Here is a 15,475-nt window from a genome sequence, read left to right as displayed (position 1 = left end):
CCACACATGTGGTTGTTTTATTTCCGATTTCTTTTCCCCATCATTTTCACGCAACACTGGAATATATCTAAGACATTTATTACATGTTCTCATAATACACAGGTGACATCCTGACGGCTGTAATCTTACTTGAAGTATAAATCCCCCCGAACAACTGCACTATTGATTTCAATCGACTCTCTCTATTAAATACCAACAAAGCAAACCAACATCAAATTTATTTCCCAGAAAAACATTAATATTCTCCCTACCACTTTAACAAATACAAAAACCATTAATTTATAGAATGGATTCGGGTTACGTCGATAAATATGTATCATCAATATCGGGATATGGTTTCCACCTAACTTTTATGAAACACTTTATCCCGGTTACTGACAAAAACTCACCCCACCTGATACGCCGCTATCATTCGCGTCGTTCTGGTCAGGCTATCCGCCACCTCCACTTCCGCAGTCGTAATCGCCATTCCCGCAGAACGCAGTGCCGAAATATCCGCGGCGATACGCTGGATACCAAACCAGAACAGCCCATCCAGCGCATTGACCTGCAGGCCACTTTCCAGCGCCAAACGTAACCGCTCGCGCGGCGCCTTTATCTCTTTTGCCAGCTGCTGATAGGGCGCGGCGGAAACCGCATCCGGCCCGCTGCGAATAATCCGGCTCACAAAGCGATAACGAAACTCATCTGGAACGGCGCTGAGATCGGCTTTCAGGCTGTAAACGCAGCCGCGCTTCTTACCATTAATCACCACGTTCTTTTGATTCAGCGCCAGCGCATGGCGTAAGCGATCCACCAGCTGCGGGGCGCGAATAAGCAATAAACGAAACGGCAGTTCGAAGCTGGTGGTGTAGTCGACATTCAGCAATGCAGTACGCAAACGCGTTTCACTGTTCGCCTTTTCCTGCTGACATTCAGCAGTGACTTCCGCCCACTGGCGGGTAATACGTGGGGATTCGTTGCGCTCGATGAACTGAAATTTTTCAATCTGATAGTCAATACGTCCAGCCATTGCCGTTCCCTGTGGTTCACCATCTCGCTGATAGTTTTCAGCAGATTGCGTCTATTCGCAAGTAGCAGTTCGCTTTAGATCATCGTGAGTTAACTTAACCAGGGAATATTAGCTGAACAAATAAAAAGAGATGAGAAAAGACATTTTTATCGATACCCATCCTCGGGATTATTTACCTGACAGGGGATGTAATTTATGTATCAATAAAAGCAACCACTAGATACAACGCCATTGCCAGAGGTGACGATAAATTATGGTAGATCAAGACAATATCGCAGCAGCCGTTCTGGCATGGTATGAAACACAATGGAACAAGCCGACACTTACCGGCAAAAAGCAGCAGGTGAATGCGGATTTATCACTCAATACGGGCGATTATCCCTGGGCCAGAGAAAGTGGCGATGACATCATGAAATCCTATTTCCTCCAGTTTAATGTGAAGCAAGATACATTTGATTTTTTTAATTATTGGCCTCCCGAACAGGGTTTCCTCCCTAATTTCCTATTACCGAAATCCAAACGCATTTCTCCGCACAAACCGGAGCCGTTAACACTCGCGACGCTCATTGCGTCAGCACAGGCTGGGAGATGGCTGTATCGTTAGTTGTTTGAAAATAAAGTGGCCCTGTCCCGGATAGCGGCGCGCTGCGCCTTATCCGGGCTACCGGTTAGTGCCAACCTGTAGCCCCGGTAAGCGTAAGCGCGACCGGGGTTTTCCCAGCTAGTGCCAACCCGTAGCCCCGGTAAGCGTAAGCACGACCGGGGTTTTCCCAGCTAGTGCCAACCCGTAGCCCCGGTAAGCGTAAGCGCCACCGGGGTTTTCCTCAGTTAGCGCCACCTTGGCCCCGCTAAGCGCAGCACAAACATCCTTACTGCAGCGCCTCAAGAATATGATACGCCGCCTTCACCCGCTCCGGGTTGGGGTAGCTTTTATTCGCCAGCATCACGATGCCGAGATCCTGTTGCGGGATAAAGGCCACGTAGCTGCCGAATCCGCCTGTGGAGCCGGTTTTATGTACCCAGGAGGCCTTCACCGGCGGCGCGGGCGGCTTGACCGCCGTTACCGGCGTCGCGGCAAGCGCTACCTTATTATCGCTGCCGTTAATCAGCACCTCGGCCGGCACCGGCCAGTTCAGCATCTCCCAGCCGAGCCCCTGATACATCTCCCCAGCCCGCCAATAGCGCGACTGCGCCAGCTGGATCCCCTGCCGCAGGTTTTTATCCTGCACCGCCTCGCGGTTCATATTCGCCAGCACCCAGTGCGCCATATCCTCAATGCTCGACTTCACGCCATAAGCCTCAGCGTCCAGCTGCCCCGGCGAAACATGTACCGCTTTACCGTCACGATAACCCCAGGCGTAGTCCTTGCTCTGGGCGGGCGGTACGTTAATCCAGGTGTGGCTCAGTTTTAACGGCTGCAATACCCGCTGGCTCATCGCCTGTTCAAAGCTCATGCCGGAAGGTTTCACCGCCAGCGCGCCGAACAGGCCAATGCTGGCATTGGCGTACAGCCGTTTACTACCCGGCGCCCACTGCGGTTGCCAGTTCTGATAGTAACGCAGTAATGCCGCTTCATCCGTCACCTCGTCCGGCACCTGCAGCGGCAGACCGCCTGCGGTATAGGTGGCGAGATGCAGCAGCGAGATCCCCTGCCACTGCTGGCCGGTGAGCTGCGGCCAGTACTTCTGCGCCGGATCGCTGAGCTTAATTTCACCGCGCGCCACCGCATCGCCGCCCAGCACGCCGGTGAAAGTCTTACTAACAGAGCCCAGCTCAAACAACGTCTGTCGCGTCACCGGACGCTGCCCGGCAACATCGGCCTGGCCCCAGGTGAAATAGTAGGGTTTGCCGTGATAGATCACCGCCACCGCCATGCCCGGTATCGCCTGTTCTTTCATTAACGGCGTGATGGTCTGATTGACCATTTCGCGCAGCTGCTCCGCCGTTTGCGGCGCGGCAAAAGTCGAAAATGAGGCGCCCAGCAGCAGTACGCCTGTAAGGGATTTTTTCATCATGAAGTATTTTTCCATTATCGGTTCTCGCTCAATATCCATTCTCGTCCGGGCCCTTCAGACGCGCTCAGTGTCGGTGTTTTGCACTGCGCTGACAAACTGTTAAATTTAGCAGCAGGCTTTAGTTTTTCTAACGGATAATGTTATGACGCGCAGCTATCTTCCTCTCAATTCACTGCGGGCGTTTGAAGCGGCCGCCCGGCATCTCAGTTTTACCCGCGCGGCGATTGAGCTCAACGTCACCCACTCCGCTATCAGCCAGCATGTGAAGACGCTGGAGGAACATCTTAACTGTCAGCTGTTCGTTCGCGTGTCGCGCGGCCTCAAGCTCACCACCGAAGGCGAAGGCCTGTTACCGGTACTCAATGAGTCGTTTGAAAGGATTGCCGGGATGCTAGACCGTTTCACCGGTCACCAGGCGCGGGAGAAGCTCAAGATCGGCGTAGTCGGCACTTTCGCCACAGGCGTGCTGTTCCCGCTGCTGCCAACCTTCTGGCGCGAGTGCCCGCATATCGATTTGCAGATATCCACCCATAATAATCGCGTCGACCCTGCCGCCGAGGGGCTGGATTATGTGATTCGCTTTGGCGGCGGCGCCTGGCACGATACCGCTGCGCAGTATCTGTGCGCCGCCCCGCTCTCCGCACTGTGCGCCCCGTCGTTAGCCGCCCGGATACATCATCCGAAGGATATTTTGCAGTTTACCCTGCTGCGATCTTATCGCCGCGACGAATGGTCGGCGTGGATGCAGGCAGCGGGAGAACTTCCGCCTTCGCCAACCCATCGGGTTATTGTCTTCGACTCATCAGTGACCATGCTGGAAGCGGCGCAGGCAGGCTTAGGCGTGGCTATCGCCCCGGTAAAAATGTTCAGCCATCTGCTGGAAGAAAAACGCATTGTGCAGCCGTTTAAGATTCATATCGATCTCGGCAACTACTGGCTGACACGTTTGCAATCGCGTCCGGAAACGCCGGCAATGTTGCATTTTTCCCGCTGGCTGGCGGAGGCCTTAAAAGGGGGTTAATTCGGCGGAGTAATGCGCCATCAGAAGAGCTCCCGAAGGAAATAGGAAACATTTGGAAATAACGCTTACACATTATGCATAGCGCTGGATTATGCAGCGTTTTTAATTTGCCCTTGCCTGCGCAGAAACGTTTTCCCCCTGATAAACAAAAACAATAAAAAACTTTAAAAACAACATTTTAATTAATTACCCGTCCCCATAACATCCTCTCCAGCCACCCGCTGACCATAAAATTATTATGGTTGCCAATATCAGATAAGTCCGATCAAGTGCATCGTTTATGTCTATTAATTTTCTGTAATTAAGTCACCGAAGCAATCAAAACGCGAAAACTGTTGCTGTATATTTCATCGCGATCAACACGCCAACATAGGTTATCTGGATACCCATCTGCACGGTATTCGCTTGCCGTGTTTGATTACCACTATGGTTATCCCCTTAAGTACATGGAGTTAAAATGAATAAGAAATTACTGCCTGTTGTAGCACTGATCCTGTCCGCGTCCGCCACCAGTGCTTACGCAGTTAACGGCAAGGTCAACTTCACCGGTGAAATCATCCAGTCAACCTGTACTGTGACTTCTACCGACCAGAACAAAGACGTTTTCATCGGTAAATACCCGACTACCGCGTTCAACGCTGTTGGCGATGTTACCGCTTCTAAAGCGTTCACCATCAACCTGGAAAAATGTGAAGCCGGTGATTACTCCCTGCGCTTCGACGGTGCGACCGTTGCCGGTAACCCGAACCTGCTGTCCGTTGATAACGCGAAAGGCGTAGGTATCGAAATCCTGACCAACGACGAAAAAATCGTCCCGATCAACCAGAGCGCAGACGACAACTCCCCGTGGGTTAACGTTGCAGCGTCTGACGACAACAGCGGCACTGCGGTATTCAATCTGAAAGCTCGCTACAAATCTTTCCTGAAAACCGTGGAAGCTGGCTCTGCTAACGCAAACGCCACCTTTACCATCGAGTACAAATAATTACGGATAAATGTTTTTGGCCATGGATGGCCGGTACCATTATTTGGAACGTGAAATGAAAAAGTTATTAACCGCTTTATTGTTATTTGTCTCGCTGGATACTTTTGCGGGTATTCAGGTCGATCAGACTCGGGTTATTTATAACGGCGGGGAAAAATCTGCGGCGTTATCCATTCACAATGATACCGATGAAACATGGATGGTTCAGACCTGGCTTGATACCGGTGACGCCACCGCAACGCCAACCAATTTACCGATGCAGGCTATTCCGCCGATTTTAAAACTGGCGGGCAATAAAGACGCTATTTTGCGCTTTGTTTATTCCGGCAGCGGATTACCGACCGACCGCGAAACCGTGTACTGGATTAACGTGCAGGAAATTCCGCCTTCGGCGAAACAAGAAAACGTACTGCAGATTGCGATCCGTACCCGCGTGAAGCTGTTCTACCGCCCTACCACGCTGAAAACCACCTTGCAAAAGGAAGCGCAGGCCCTGACCTGGCGTAAGCAAGGTAACGATCTGGTCGTGACTAACAAAGGTCCGCTGCACGTGACTTTCGGCGTACTGACGCTGAAGAGCGGCGCGAAGACCTGGAAAGTGAATGCTGACATGGTTAAACCCATGGACTCTCTGAACATCAAATTGCCAGCCGGCGCGGCGGCAGCGGATCAGATGTCATTCACTTTTATCAATGATTTTGGCGGACATACGGAAATTAAAGATATCCGCATTCAGTAAGAGAGCAATACAATGGCTAGCCATAATAAAATAAGGACGATCCCTGGATGTCTGGCGCAGCACGTTCGCTTTGCTGTTTACGCCTCGACAATGTCATTACTGGCGACACCATTTGTCAATGCCGAAGAGCAATTCAATACCTCTTTCATCCGCGGGGCGAATAACGCCTCGCTGGTGCAAAACCTCTCTACCGGCGACGATATTTTACCAGGTAAATATGCCTTCGATATTTACCTGAATAAAAATCGCGTCGATCACCGGGAAATCGAATTTAAAAAAGATACGCCTAACACCCCGGGTTATTTCTGTTTAGATGCCGACAGCTACCGTTCATACGGCGTTCTGGTACCGGACACCGCCGGCAGTAGCGCCTGCTACGATCTGGTAAAAAATATCCCAGGCAGTAGCGTGAGCTGGAACGCCGCGCTGCAGGAGCTGAACATTTCCGTACCGCAAACCGAACTCGAAGCGCGACCACAGGGCGAGATTTCGCCGCTGGTCTATGACGACGGCATCAACGCCGGTTTCGTTAACTACGCTTTCAGCGGCAGCCACTCCCGTTTCTCCAGCGGCAGCAGCAAACAGGACAGCGACTACTACTTCCTGACCCTCAATAACGGCCTTAACGTCGGCGCGTGGCGTTTTCGCAACAACTCTTCCCTGTCAAAACAGACCGGGCAAAAAGAGCAGTGGAACCCGATTTCCACCTGGGCGGAAACCGATATCGCCTCGTGGCGCAGCCGTATTCAGATTGGCCAGAGCAACACTAATAATAACGTGTTCGATAGCTTCCAGTTCCGCGGCGCGCAGATTTCCAGCGTCCCGGAAATGCTGCCGGACAGCCGCCGCGGCTACGCGCCGGTCGTACGCGGCGTCGCCAATACCAACGCCCGCGTCGAAGTGCGCCAGAACGGCTATACCGTCTACAGCACCGTGGTGCCGCCGGGACCGTTCGCGCTGACCGATATTTCGCCAAGCACCCTCAGCGGCGACTTAGCCGTAACGGTCATCGAGGCGGATGGCTCACGCCATAGCTTCACCCTGCCTTACTCCTCCGTGCCGAATATGCTGCGCGACGGGATCTGGGAGTATCAGGTGACCGCGGGTAAATATCACGACGGCACCAATAATTATCAGCCGCAATTTATCCAGGGCACCGTCGCGCATGGCGCCGGCTCCGACTATACGCCATATGGCGGGATTATCATGGCCGAGCACTATCGCTCCGGCGTGGTCGGGCTGGGTAAAAACATGGGCGAATACGGGGCGGCCTCCGTTGACGCCTCATGGTCTGATACCGATCTGGCTTCCGGCGAGAACAAACGCGGCGCCAGCGTGCGCTTCCTCTATTCCAAATCGCTCAACACCCTCGGTACCGACGTGCAGATCGCCGGCTACCGTTATTCGACGTCAGGCTTCTATGACTTCTCCGACGCGGTAGCTGAACGTAACAACTGGCAGAACGGTTTCTACCACACCCAGTATTACGATCAGAGCGACGATAAAACCGGCGCGCCGGATTGGGCGACGCAAAACCAGCGCCGTCGTTACTACGACTCGCAGCAATACAACAACAAACGCCAGCGCGTCGAGATGACGGTCAACCAGCACATCGCCGGCGCTTCGTTGTACGCGACCTTTATTCGTCAGAACTACTGGAACACTTCCGCTTACGACCGCACCATCCAGACCGGTTTCAACACCACCTGGAATCGCGTCAGCGTCGGCGTGTTTTACCAGAACAGCCGCAGTAACTACGGCTATAGCGACAACAGCGTTAACCTGAACGTCTCGGTGCCAATCAACATCTTTGGCCCGGACCACGAAAGCACGGTTAACTTTAACGCCTCTAACAGCAAGCAGAGCGGTAGCGGCTATAGCGCCGGGATGAGCGGTACGCTGCTTGATGACAACCGCATGAATTACTTCGTGCAGAGCGGTCACACCCAGCACGGCGGCGATACCAGCCTGGTCAACCTGGGTTATCTGGGCAGCATGGGTAACGTCGATCTGGGCTACAGCTACAACAACAACTATCAGCAGACTTCGCTGAACGTCTCCGGCGGCGTGGTCGCGCACTCCGGCGGCGTCACCCTGTCGCAGCCGCTACAGAACACCTTCGTGGTGGTGAAAGCGAAAGGGGCGCAGGGTGTGCGTCTGGAAAACCAGCCAGGGGTAGCAATTGACCGCTTCGGCTACGCGGTGCTCACTTCTGCGATGCCGTATCGCCACAACCGCGTCGCGCTGCGTACTTCGGATATCGGCAACGGCCTTGAAATTCCGCTGGCGGCGAAAGATATCGTGCCGACCGAGCGCGCCATCGGCCGCGTGACCTTTGAAACGCATCTCGGCCAGAGCCTGCTTATCCACGCCAAACTGGCGGACGGCAGCGTGCCGGTGATTGGCGCCAATATCTTCGGCCAGAACGGCGAACATGTCGGCGTGGTCGGTACCCGCGGTGAAGCCTACGTGTCCGGCGTTCAGAGCGGCGACCGTCTGCAGATGAAATGGGGCGACGATGCCGACGCCTCCTGCAGCCTGACGGTGCCAGAGTTACCTGCTATTCAAGCCGATCAACCCGGTGGTTATCAGGTCGTCTCCCTGACCTGTAAATAACATGAAAGGACAATTAGTTATGTCGAAGTTTAACCTCTTATCCCGCACCGGGCTGACGCTGCTGGTACTCTCAAGCGCGCTGTTCTCCACCAGCAGCTTTGCGCTGAGCTGTAAGAAGAACGGTACCGAAGTCAGCCAGATTATTACGTTGAACGATCAAATTAACGTTTCGACCGCTAACCTGAAGCCGGGAACCCTGCTGTGGCGTTCACCGACGTTTACTTCGACGTTTACCTGTAAAGATACCGAGAACCATCCGGAAGGCGAAGATGCCTATCTGTACTGGGATCCGCTCGGCCGAATGCAGAGCATCCATAACTCTTTGGAGGTCGGGGTGACCTATCTGAGTTCGGATATTAAACCGGTGAAAGGTAGCCGTACCGACATCGGCCCTGGCACAGTCTGCGACCGCCGCAACGGGCGCTGCCGACCGCCAGCTATCTCGCAGACCTTCACGGTGACCTATTCGGTCTACATTAAGGCGACCGGTAACCCGCCGCCGTCCAACGGCACCATTAACGATACCAACACCTATGCTATCTTTCAGGTTGATGGCGTGGGCGGGCTGAATAATAAAGAAGGCAGTAACTTCCGAGCCTATGTGAACGGGCTTGGCAACATCCGCTTTATCGCCTGCAACCCGAAAATCACCGTCTCGGCGAACAATGGTTCAACGGTCAACTTCGGCAGCATCCCGGCGCGCAATGCCGTGGTCGGCGCCATTGAGAAACAGGTTCCGTTCAGCGTCCGCGCCGACCTGACCGGCGCCGGCCAGGATTGCCAGGGTCAGACCTTAATGGCCAGCTTCAGCACCCAGCAGCCGACTCAGGACACCAACACCATTCTGCCATCCAACGATAGCGGTTTTGGCATCCTGCTCTCGCGCGCCGATGCGCCGACGACCTGGCTTTCCATGAATACCCCGACGCAGTTGGGCATGATTAACGGCAGCGTGGTAGAAAGCAACTTCCTGGCCAGCCTGAAATGGCTAAGCGTTAAGCCCAAAATCGGCACCTTTAATGCGACGGCCAATATCGACGTTACCTTTAAATAGTGAAGCAAAATGCCGCTGACCAACACCGAACCGACCGGGTTACGCTATGTATTTCAGCCGATGTTCAACCGCGAAGGCAAAATGATCGCGGTAGAATGTTTGACCCGGTTTGCTCATCACGAGCCTGCTAGTCCGCAAGATATAGAACGGTTTTTCAGTGAGGCATCGGAATCACTGCGCGCCCGCATCCTGCTCGAACAAATTGAGCTGGTCAGGCAGCATCAGCAGTGGTTCCGCCAGAACGACGTCATGGTCACACTCAACGTCGACGAGTCGACGCTGCATATGCTGCATGATGATTTTATCGCCGAGTGTGTGAAAACCATCGGCTGCCTGCATTTTGAGGTCAATGAATTTTCCAACACGCTGGTGAAACGCACCCCGACCATCGATGCCCTGACGGACAAATACTCCTTCTGGCTGGATGATTTTGGCGCCGGTTACGCCGGGTTCGCCGCCCTGACGGCGCAACCCTTTCGTTTTATCAAGACCGACAAGAACCTGTTATGGAGCCTGCTGGAAAAGAAAAACGGCCAGCAGTTGATGGACTCACTCCTGCACTATTTTCAGGCGAATCAGTATCAGGTGATCGTCGAAGGTATTGAAACCGAAGCCCATCTTCAGTGGCTGGAAAACATGCCGTGGTTTGCCCTGCAGGGGCTTCTCTGGCGGGAACAAACCATTGAAGCCCTGGTGGCCAGCGTCGAGAAATAACCCCGCTTTTCCCCGGATATCCACTCCCCCCGCTATCCGGGCTGTCCGTCCTCTCTTCAACTTATTAATTTTCTGGCATTTTTCTTTCCCCACCTCGTCTGTCCTCGCTTCTCATATTGTTAACTTATTGTTGCTAGTGATCACAAAAATTAAACAATATGGCTATTTCATACGCATTTTTCAAAAATGTAGATATTTTTAATTTATGGCTACGAAATGAGCATCACCCCGACTCTCTGACTCTACCCGAGGAATGATTCTGATGAATGCACTGACCGCCGTAAAACCTCATGCTGATGATTTGGCCCACAGCTACACCGGTTTTTCCTTCGCTCCCTCTGCGCAATCGCCGCGTCTGCTGGAGCTGACCTTCACCGCCGAAACGACCGCGCAATTTCTTCAACAGGTCGCGCAGTGGCCGGTGCAGGCGCTGGAATACAAATCCTTCTTGCGCTTTCAGGTCGGGAAGATCCTCGATGATCTGTGCGGCAACCAGCTGCAGCCGCTGCTGATCAACACCCTGCTCAATCGCGCGGAGGGCGCGCTGCTGATCAACGGTATCGGCATTGACAACGTCTCTCAGGCCGATGAGATGGTCAAGCTGGCTACCGCCGTGGCGCATTTGATCGGCCGTTCCAACTTTGATGCCATGAGCGGCCAGTATTACGCCCGCTTTGTAGTGAAAAACGTCGATAACTCAGACAGCTATCTGCGTCAGCCGCACCGCGTGATGGAGCTGCACAATGACGGTACCTATGTCGAAGAAATTACCGACTACGTGCTGATGATGAAGATCGATGAACAGAACATGCAGGGCGGCAATTCACTGCTGCTGCATCTGGATGACTGGGAACATCTCGACGAATTCTTCCGCGATCCGCTGGCCCGCCGTCCGATGCGCTGGGCCGCGCCGCCGAGCAAAAACGTCAGCAAAGACGTCTTCCATCCGGTTTTCGACGTCGACCAGCAGGGCCGCCCGGTAATGCGCTATATCGACCAGTTTGTGCAGCCGAAAGATTTCGAAGAAGGCACCTGGCTGAGCCGCCTCTCCGACGCGCTGGAAACCAGTAAAAACATTCTTTCCGTACCGGTGCCGGTGGGGAAATTCCTGTTGATAAACAATCTTTTCTGGCTGCACGGTCGCGACCGCTTTACGCCGCATCCGGATCTGCGTCGCGAACTGATGCGCCAGCGCGGCTACTTTGCGTATTCCACGAATCATTACCAGACTCATCAATAAGGGTTCTCAGGCGAAGGAATTGAGCGGATGTATGATTTCGTGATTATCGGCGGCGGCATTATCGGCATGTCGACCGCCATGCAGTTAATTGAGATTTACCCGGACGCCCGCATTGCCCTGCTGGAAAAAGAGTCCGGTCCGGCCTGCCATCAGACCGGTCACAACAGCGGAGTTATCCACGCCGGCGTTTACTATACTCCCGGCAGCCTCAAGGCGCAGTTTTGCCTCGCCGGCAACCGCGCCACCAAAGCCTTTTGCGAGCAGAATGCGATTCGCTACGACGTCTGCGGCAAGATGCTGGTTGCCACCTCGCCGCTGGAAATGGAGCGGATGCGCGCGCTGTGGGATCGCACCGCCGCTAACGGCCTGCAGCGCGAATGGCTGAGCGCGAGCGAGCTGCGCGAACGCGAGCCGAACATCAGCGGACTGGGCGGGATCTTCGTTCCTTCGAGCGGCATTGTCAGCTATCGCGACGTGGCGGCGGCAATGGCGAAGATCTTCGAATCCAAAGGCGGAACGATCGTTTACGATGCCGAAGTTAGCGCGCTAAAAGAGCACGCCAGCGGCGTGGTAGTCCACACCCGGCAGGGCGGTGAATATGAAGCATCGACGCTGATCACCTGCTCCGGGCTGATGGCCGATCGGCTGGTGAAAATGATTGGCGTTGATCCCGGCTTTATCATCTGCCCGTTCCGCGGCGAATATTTCCAACTGGCGCCGCAGCACAACCAGATCGTCAATCATCTGATCTATCCGATCCCCGATCCGGCGATGCCGTTCCTCGGCGTCCACCTGACCCGCATGATCGACGGTAGCGTCACCGTCGGCCCTAACGCGGTGCTGGCGCTGAAGCGCGAAGGCTACCGTAAACGCGATATCTCGCTGACCGATACCCTTGAGATCCTGACCTCGCCCGGTATACGCCGGGTACTGCAAAACAACCTGCGCTCCGGGCTTGGCGAAATGAAGAATTCGCTGTGCAGAAGCGGCTATCTGCGGCTGGTGCAGAAATACTGCCCGAGCCTGACATTAAGCGATTTGCGCCCGTGGCCTGCCGGCGTGCGGGCACAGGCGGTATCGCCGCAGGGCAAGCTGATCGACGATTTCCTCTTTGTCACTACCGCGCGTTCCATCCACACCTGTAACGCGCCGTCGCCGGCGGCCACGTCGGCTATCCCGATCGGCGCGCACATCGTCAGCAAGGTGCAAACCCTGCTGGCAAGCCAGAGCAATCCCGGACGCACGCTGCGTGCGGCACGTAGCGTGGAGACACTACACGCCGCTTTTACTCGTTAACCCCTTAAGACAGGAAGCGATTATGCAACTTAAAGATGCAACTCTGTTTCGCCAGCAGGCGCTAATTGATGGCCAGTGGCGCGATGCGCAAAACGGTGACGTGATTGCGGTGACCAACCCCGCCAACGGCCAGCAGCTGGGTAGCGTGCCGAAAATGGGCGCCGACGAAACCCGCGAAGCCATTGAAGCCGCCAACCGCGCCCTGCCAGCCTGGCGTGCCCTGACCGCCAAAGAGCGCGCCACGCTTCTGCGCCGCTGGTTCGATCTTATGATGGAGAACCAGGACGATCTCGCCCGCCTGATGACCCTCGAACAAGGGAAACCGCTGGCGGAAGCCAAAGGCGAAATCAGCTACGCCGCCTCCTTTATCGAATGGTTTGCGGAAGAAGGTAAGCGTATTTACGGCGATACCATTCCCGGTCATCAGGCCGACAAGCGCCTGATCGTCATCAAGCAGCCCATCGGCGTTACCGCCGCCATCACCCCGTGGAACTTCCCGGCGGCGATGATCACCCGTAAAGCGGGCCCGGCGCTGGCCGCCGGCTGCACTATGGTTCTGAAACCGGCGAGCCAGACGCCGTTTTCCGCGCTGGCGCTGGCCGAACTGGCGAATCGCGCCGGTATTCCCGCCGGGGTATTTAACGTGGTCACCGGTTCCGCCGGGGCCGTCGGCAACGAACTGACCAGCAACCCGCTGGTACGCAAGCTCTCCTTCACCGGCTCGACCGAAATTGGCCGCCAGCTGATGGAACAGTGTGCGAAAGACATCAAAAAAGTGTCGTTAGAACTCGGCGGCAACGCGCCGTTTATCGTCTTTGACGACGCCGACCTCGATAAAGCCGTCGAAGGGGCGCTGGCGTCGAAATTCCGCAACGCCGGGCAGACCTGCGTCTGCGCCAACCGTCTGTATGTACAGGACGGCGTCTATGACCGTTTCGCCGAGAAACTGCAGCAGGCGGTGGAAAAGCTGCGCATCGGCGACGGCCTGCAGGACGGGGTCACCACCGGCCCGCTGATCGATGATAAAGCGGTAGCTAAGGTCGAAGAACATATTGCCGACGCCCTTGCGAAAGGCGCGCGCATCGTCACCGGCGGCAAACCGCACGCGCTGGGCGGCAACTTCTTCCAGCCCACCATCCTGGTCAACGTCCCGAGCAGCGCCAAAGTGGCGAAAGAAGAGACCTTCGGCCCGCTGGCGCCGCTGTTCCGCTTTAAAGATGAAGCCGATGTGATTGCCCAGGCCAACGATACCGAATTCGGCCTCGCCGCCTATTTCTACGCCCGCGACCTGAGCCGCGTCTTCCGCGTCGGCGAAGCGCTGGAGTACGGCATCGTTGGCATCAATACCGGCATTATCTCCAACGAAGTCGCGCCATTCGGCGGCATTAAAGCCTCCGGTCTGGGCCGCGAAGGTTCGAAGTACGGCATCGAAGACTATTTAGAAATCAAATATATGTGTATCGGCCTTTAACAGGAGAGCAGGACATGACCAGCAATAAAGCGTTAATGCAGCGCCGTAGCGACGCGGTGCCGCGCGGCGTCGGACAAATTCACCCTATCTTTGCCGACCGTGCGGAGAACTGCCGGGTATGGGACGTTGAAGGCCGTGAATATCTCGATTTCGCCGGCGGTATCGCGGTGTTAAATACCGGCCACCTGCATCCTGAGGTGATCGCCGCGGTGGAAGGCCAGTTGAAGAAGCTGACCCACACCTGCTTCCAGGTTCTGGCCTACGAGCCCTACCTGCAGCTGTGCGAAATGATGAACCAGAAAGTGCCCGGCGATTTCGCCAAGAAAACCCTGCTGGTGACCACCGGTTCAGAAGCGGTGGAAAACGCGGTCAAAATCGCCCGCGCGGCGACCGGGCGTAGCGGCACTATCGCCTTTACCGGCGCCTATCATGGCCGTACCCATTACACCCTATCGTTAACCGGTAAAGTGAACCCTTACTCCGCGGGCATGGGGTTAATGCCGGGCCACGTCTATCGCGCGCTCTACCCGTGCGCGCTGCACGGCATAAGCGATGATGACGCGATCGCCAGTATCCATCGCATCTTCAAAAATGACGCCGCGCCGGAAGATATCGCCGCTATCGTTATCGAACCCGTCCAGGGCGAAGGCGGTTTCTACGCCGCCTCCCCGGCCTTTATGCAGCGCCTGCGCGCGCTGTGTGACGAGCACGGCATCATGCTGATCGCCGATGAAGTCCAGAGCGGCGCGGGCCGTACCGGCACGCTGTTCGCGATGGAGCAGATGGGCGTGGCGCCGGATATCACCACCTTTGCCAAATCCATCGCCGGCGGTTTCCCGCTGGCGGGCGTCACCGGACGGGCGGAAGTCATGGACGCCATCGCGCCGGGCGGATTGGGCGGCACCTATGCCGGCAACCCAATTGCCTGCGCCGCCGCGCTGGCGGTACTCAAGGTTTTCGAACAGGAAAACCTGTTGGAAAAAGCCAATCAGCTCGGCGACAAGCTGCGTAAAGGCCTGCTCAATATCGCTGAAACACATCGCGAGATCGGCGACGTCCGCGGCCTGGGGGCGATGATCGCCATTGAACTCTTTGAAGAGGGCGATCACAGCAAACCCAACGCCAAACTGACGGCGGATATCGTCGCCCGCGCGCGGGATAAAGGCCTGATCCTGCTCTCCTGCGGGCCGTACTACAACGTGCTGCGTATTCTGGTGCCGCTGACTATCGAAGATGCGCAGATCGCGCAGGGACTGAAGATTATCGCCGACTGTTTTAACGAAGCTAAACAAGGCTAACACTCCTGCACCGG

At 55.4% G+C, this 15,475-nt stretch carries 13 protein-coding genes and 1 pseudogene; 12 read left to right on the top strand and 2 right to left on the bottom strand.

The window, feature by feature from the left end:
* Positions 1-385: 385 nt before the first annotated feature.
* On the bottom strand, positions 386-1,012 hold the full coding sequence (locus ABLV08_RS03825; protein WP_348855589.1) for a helix-turn-helix domain-containing protein: 627 nt from the start codon (positions 1,010-1,012) through the stop codon (positions 386-388).
* A gap of 152 nt (positions 1,013-1,164) precedes the next feature.
* On the opposite strand from ABLV08_RS03825, the pseudogene ABLV08_RS03820 reads away from it, so the two are divergent.
* Positions 1,165-1,272: pseudogene (locus ABLV08_RS03820) on the top strand (STM2901 family protein); the annotation flags it as partial.
* Positions 1,266-1,616 carry a DUF1493 family protein gene (locus ABLV08_RS03815; protein WP_149270714.1) on the top strand — a complete coding sequence of 117 codons (351 nt, stop codon included), beginning with the start codon at positions 1,266-1,268 and terminating at the stop codon, positions 1,614-1,616. The pseudogene ABLV08_RS03820 and the gene ABLV08_RS03815, both read left to right, overlap by 7 nt.
* A 265-nt stretch (positions 1,617-1,881) precedes the next feature.
* Here the strand turns inward: ABLV08_RS03815 and ampC are convergent, their stop codons facing one another.
* On the bottom strand, positions 1,882-3,027 hold the full coding sequence (gene ampC, locus ABLV08_RS03810) for a CMY2-MIR-ACT-EC family cephalosporin-hydrolyzing class C beta-lactamase (protein ID WP_348855587.1): 1,146 nt from the start codon (positions 3,025-3,027) through the stop codon (positions 1,882-1,884).
* Between the two features lie 142 nt (positions 3,028-3,169).
* On the opposite strand from ampC, the gene ampR reads away from it, so the two are divergent.
* The 10 genes from ampR (at position 3,170) to gabT (ending at position 15,461) form a co-directional block, all read left to right on the top strand.
* On the top strand, positions 3,170-4,048 hold the full coding sequence (gene ampR / locus ABLV08_RS03805) for a LysR family transcriptional regulator AmpR (RefSeq protein ID WP_348855585.1): 879 nt from the start codon (positions 3,170-3,172) through the stop codon (positions 4,046-4,048).
* Positions 4,049-4,505: 457 nt separating this feature from the next.
* On the top strand, positions 4,506-5,033 hold the full coding sequence (locus tag ABLV08_RS03800; RefSeq protein ID WP_015368070.1) for a fimbrial protein: 528 nt from the start codon (positions 4,506-4,508) through the stop codon (positions 5,031-5,033).
* A 55-nt stretch (positions 5,034-5,088) separates the two neighbouring features.
* On the top strand, positions 5,089-5,772 hold the full coding sequence (locus ABLV08_RS03795) for a molecular chaperone (RefSeq protein WP_026612391.1): 684 nt from the start codon (positions 5,089-5,091) through the stop codon (positions 5,770-5,772).
* Between the two features lie 90 nt (positions 5,773-5,862).
* Complete coding sequence (locus ABLV08_RS03790; protein ID WP_047054991.1) at positions 5,863-8,388, top strand: fimbria/pilus outer membrane usher protein; 2,526 nt, start codon at positions 5,863-5,865, stop codon at positions 8,386-8,388.
* A gap of 19 nt (positions 8,389-8,407) precedes the next feature.
* Entirely contained in the window at positions 8,408-9,442 is a 1,035-nt protein-coding gene (locus ABLV08_RS03785; RefSeq protein ID WP_047042450.1) for a fimbrial protein, read from the top strand.
* 9 nt (positions 9,443-9,451) lie between these two features.
* Positions 9,452-10,156 (top strand): EAL domain-containing protein, encoded by a 705-nt coding sequence (locus tag ABLV08_RS03780; RefSeq protein ID WP_015704499.1) that lies wholly within the window; start codon positions 9,452-9,454, stop codon positions 10,154-10,156.
* A gap of 262 nt (positions 10,157-10,418) precedes the next feature.
* Positions 10,419-11,396 carry a glutarate dioxygenase GlaH gene (gene glaH / locus ABLV08_RS03775; RefSeq protein WP_045380863.1) on the top strand — a complete coding sequence of 326 codons (978 nt, stop codon included), beginning with the start codon at positions 10,419-10,421 and terminating at the stop codon, positions 11,394-11,396.
* Positions 11,397-11,423: 27 nt separating this feature from the next.
* Complete coding sequence (gene lhgO / locus ABLV08_RS03770) at positions 11,424-12,692, top strand: L-2-hydroxyglutarate oxidase (RefSeq protein WP_182015131.1); 1,269 nt, start codon at positions 11,424-11,426, stop codon at positions 12,690-12,692.
* Between the two features lie 22 nt (positions 12,693-12,714).
* The gene (gabD, locus tag ABLV08_RS03765; protein WP_015368063.1) at positions 12,715-14,163 is read left to right on the top strand and encodes an NADP-dependent succinate-semialdehyde dehydrogenase; all 1,449 of its coding nucleotides are present in this window, start codon (positions 12,715-12,717) and stop codon (positions 14,161-14,163) included.
* Between the two features lie 14 nt (positions 14,164-14,177).
* Positions 14,178-15,461 (top strand): 4-aminobutyrate--2-oxoglutarate transaminase, encoded by a 1,284-nt coding sequence (gene gabT, locus ABLV08_RS03760; protein WP_015368062.1) that lies wholly within the window; start codon positions 14,178-14,180, stop codon positions 15,459-15,461.
* The last annotated feature ends 14 nt before the right edge of the window (positions 15,462-15,475 follow it).

It is taken from the genome of Klebsiella sp. CN_Kp088 (genome assembly GCF_040064335.1).
GTDB lineage: Bacteria > Pseudomonadota > Gammaproteobacteria > Enterobacterales > Enterobacteriaceae > Klebsiella > Klebsiella aerogenes.
This window is presented reverse-complemented; position numbering and strand designations above follow the sequence as displayed.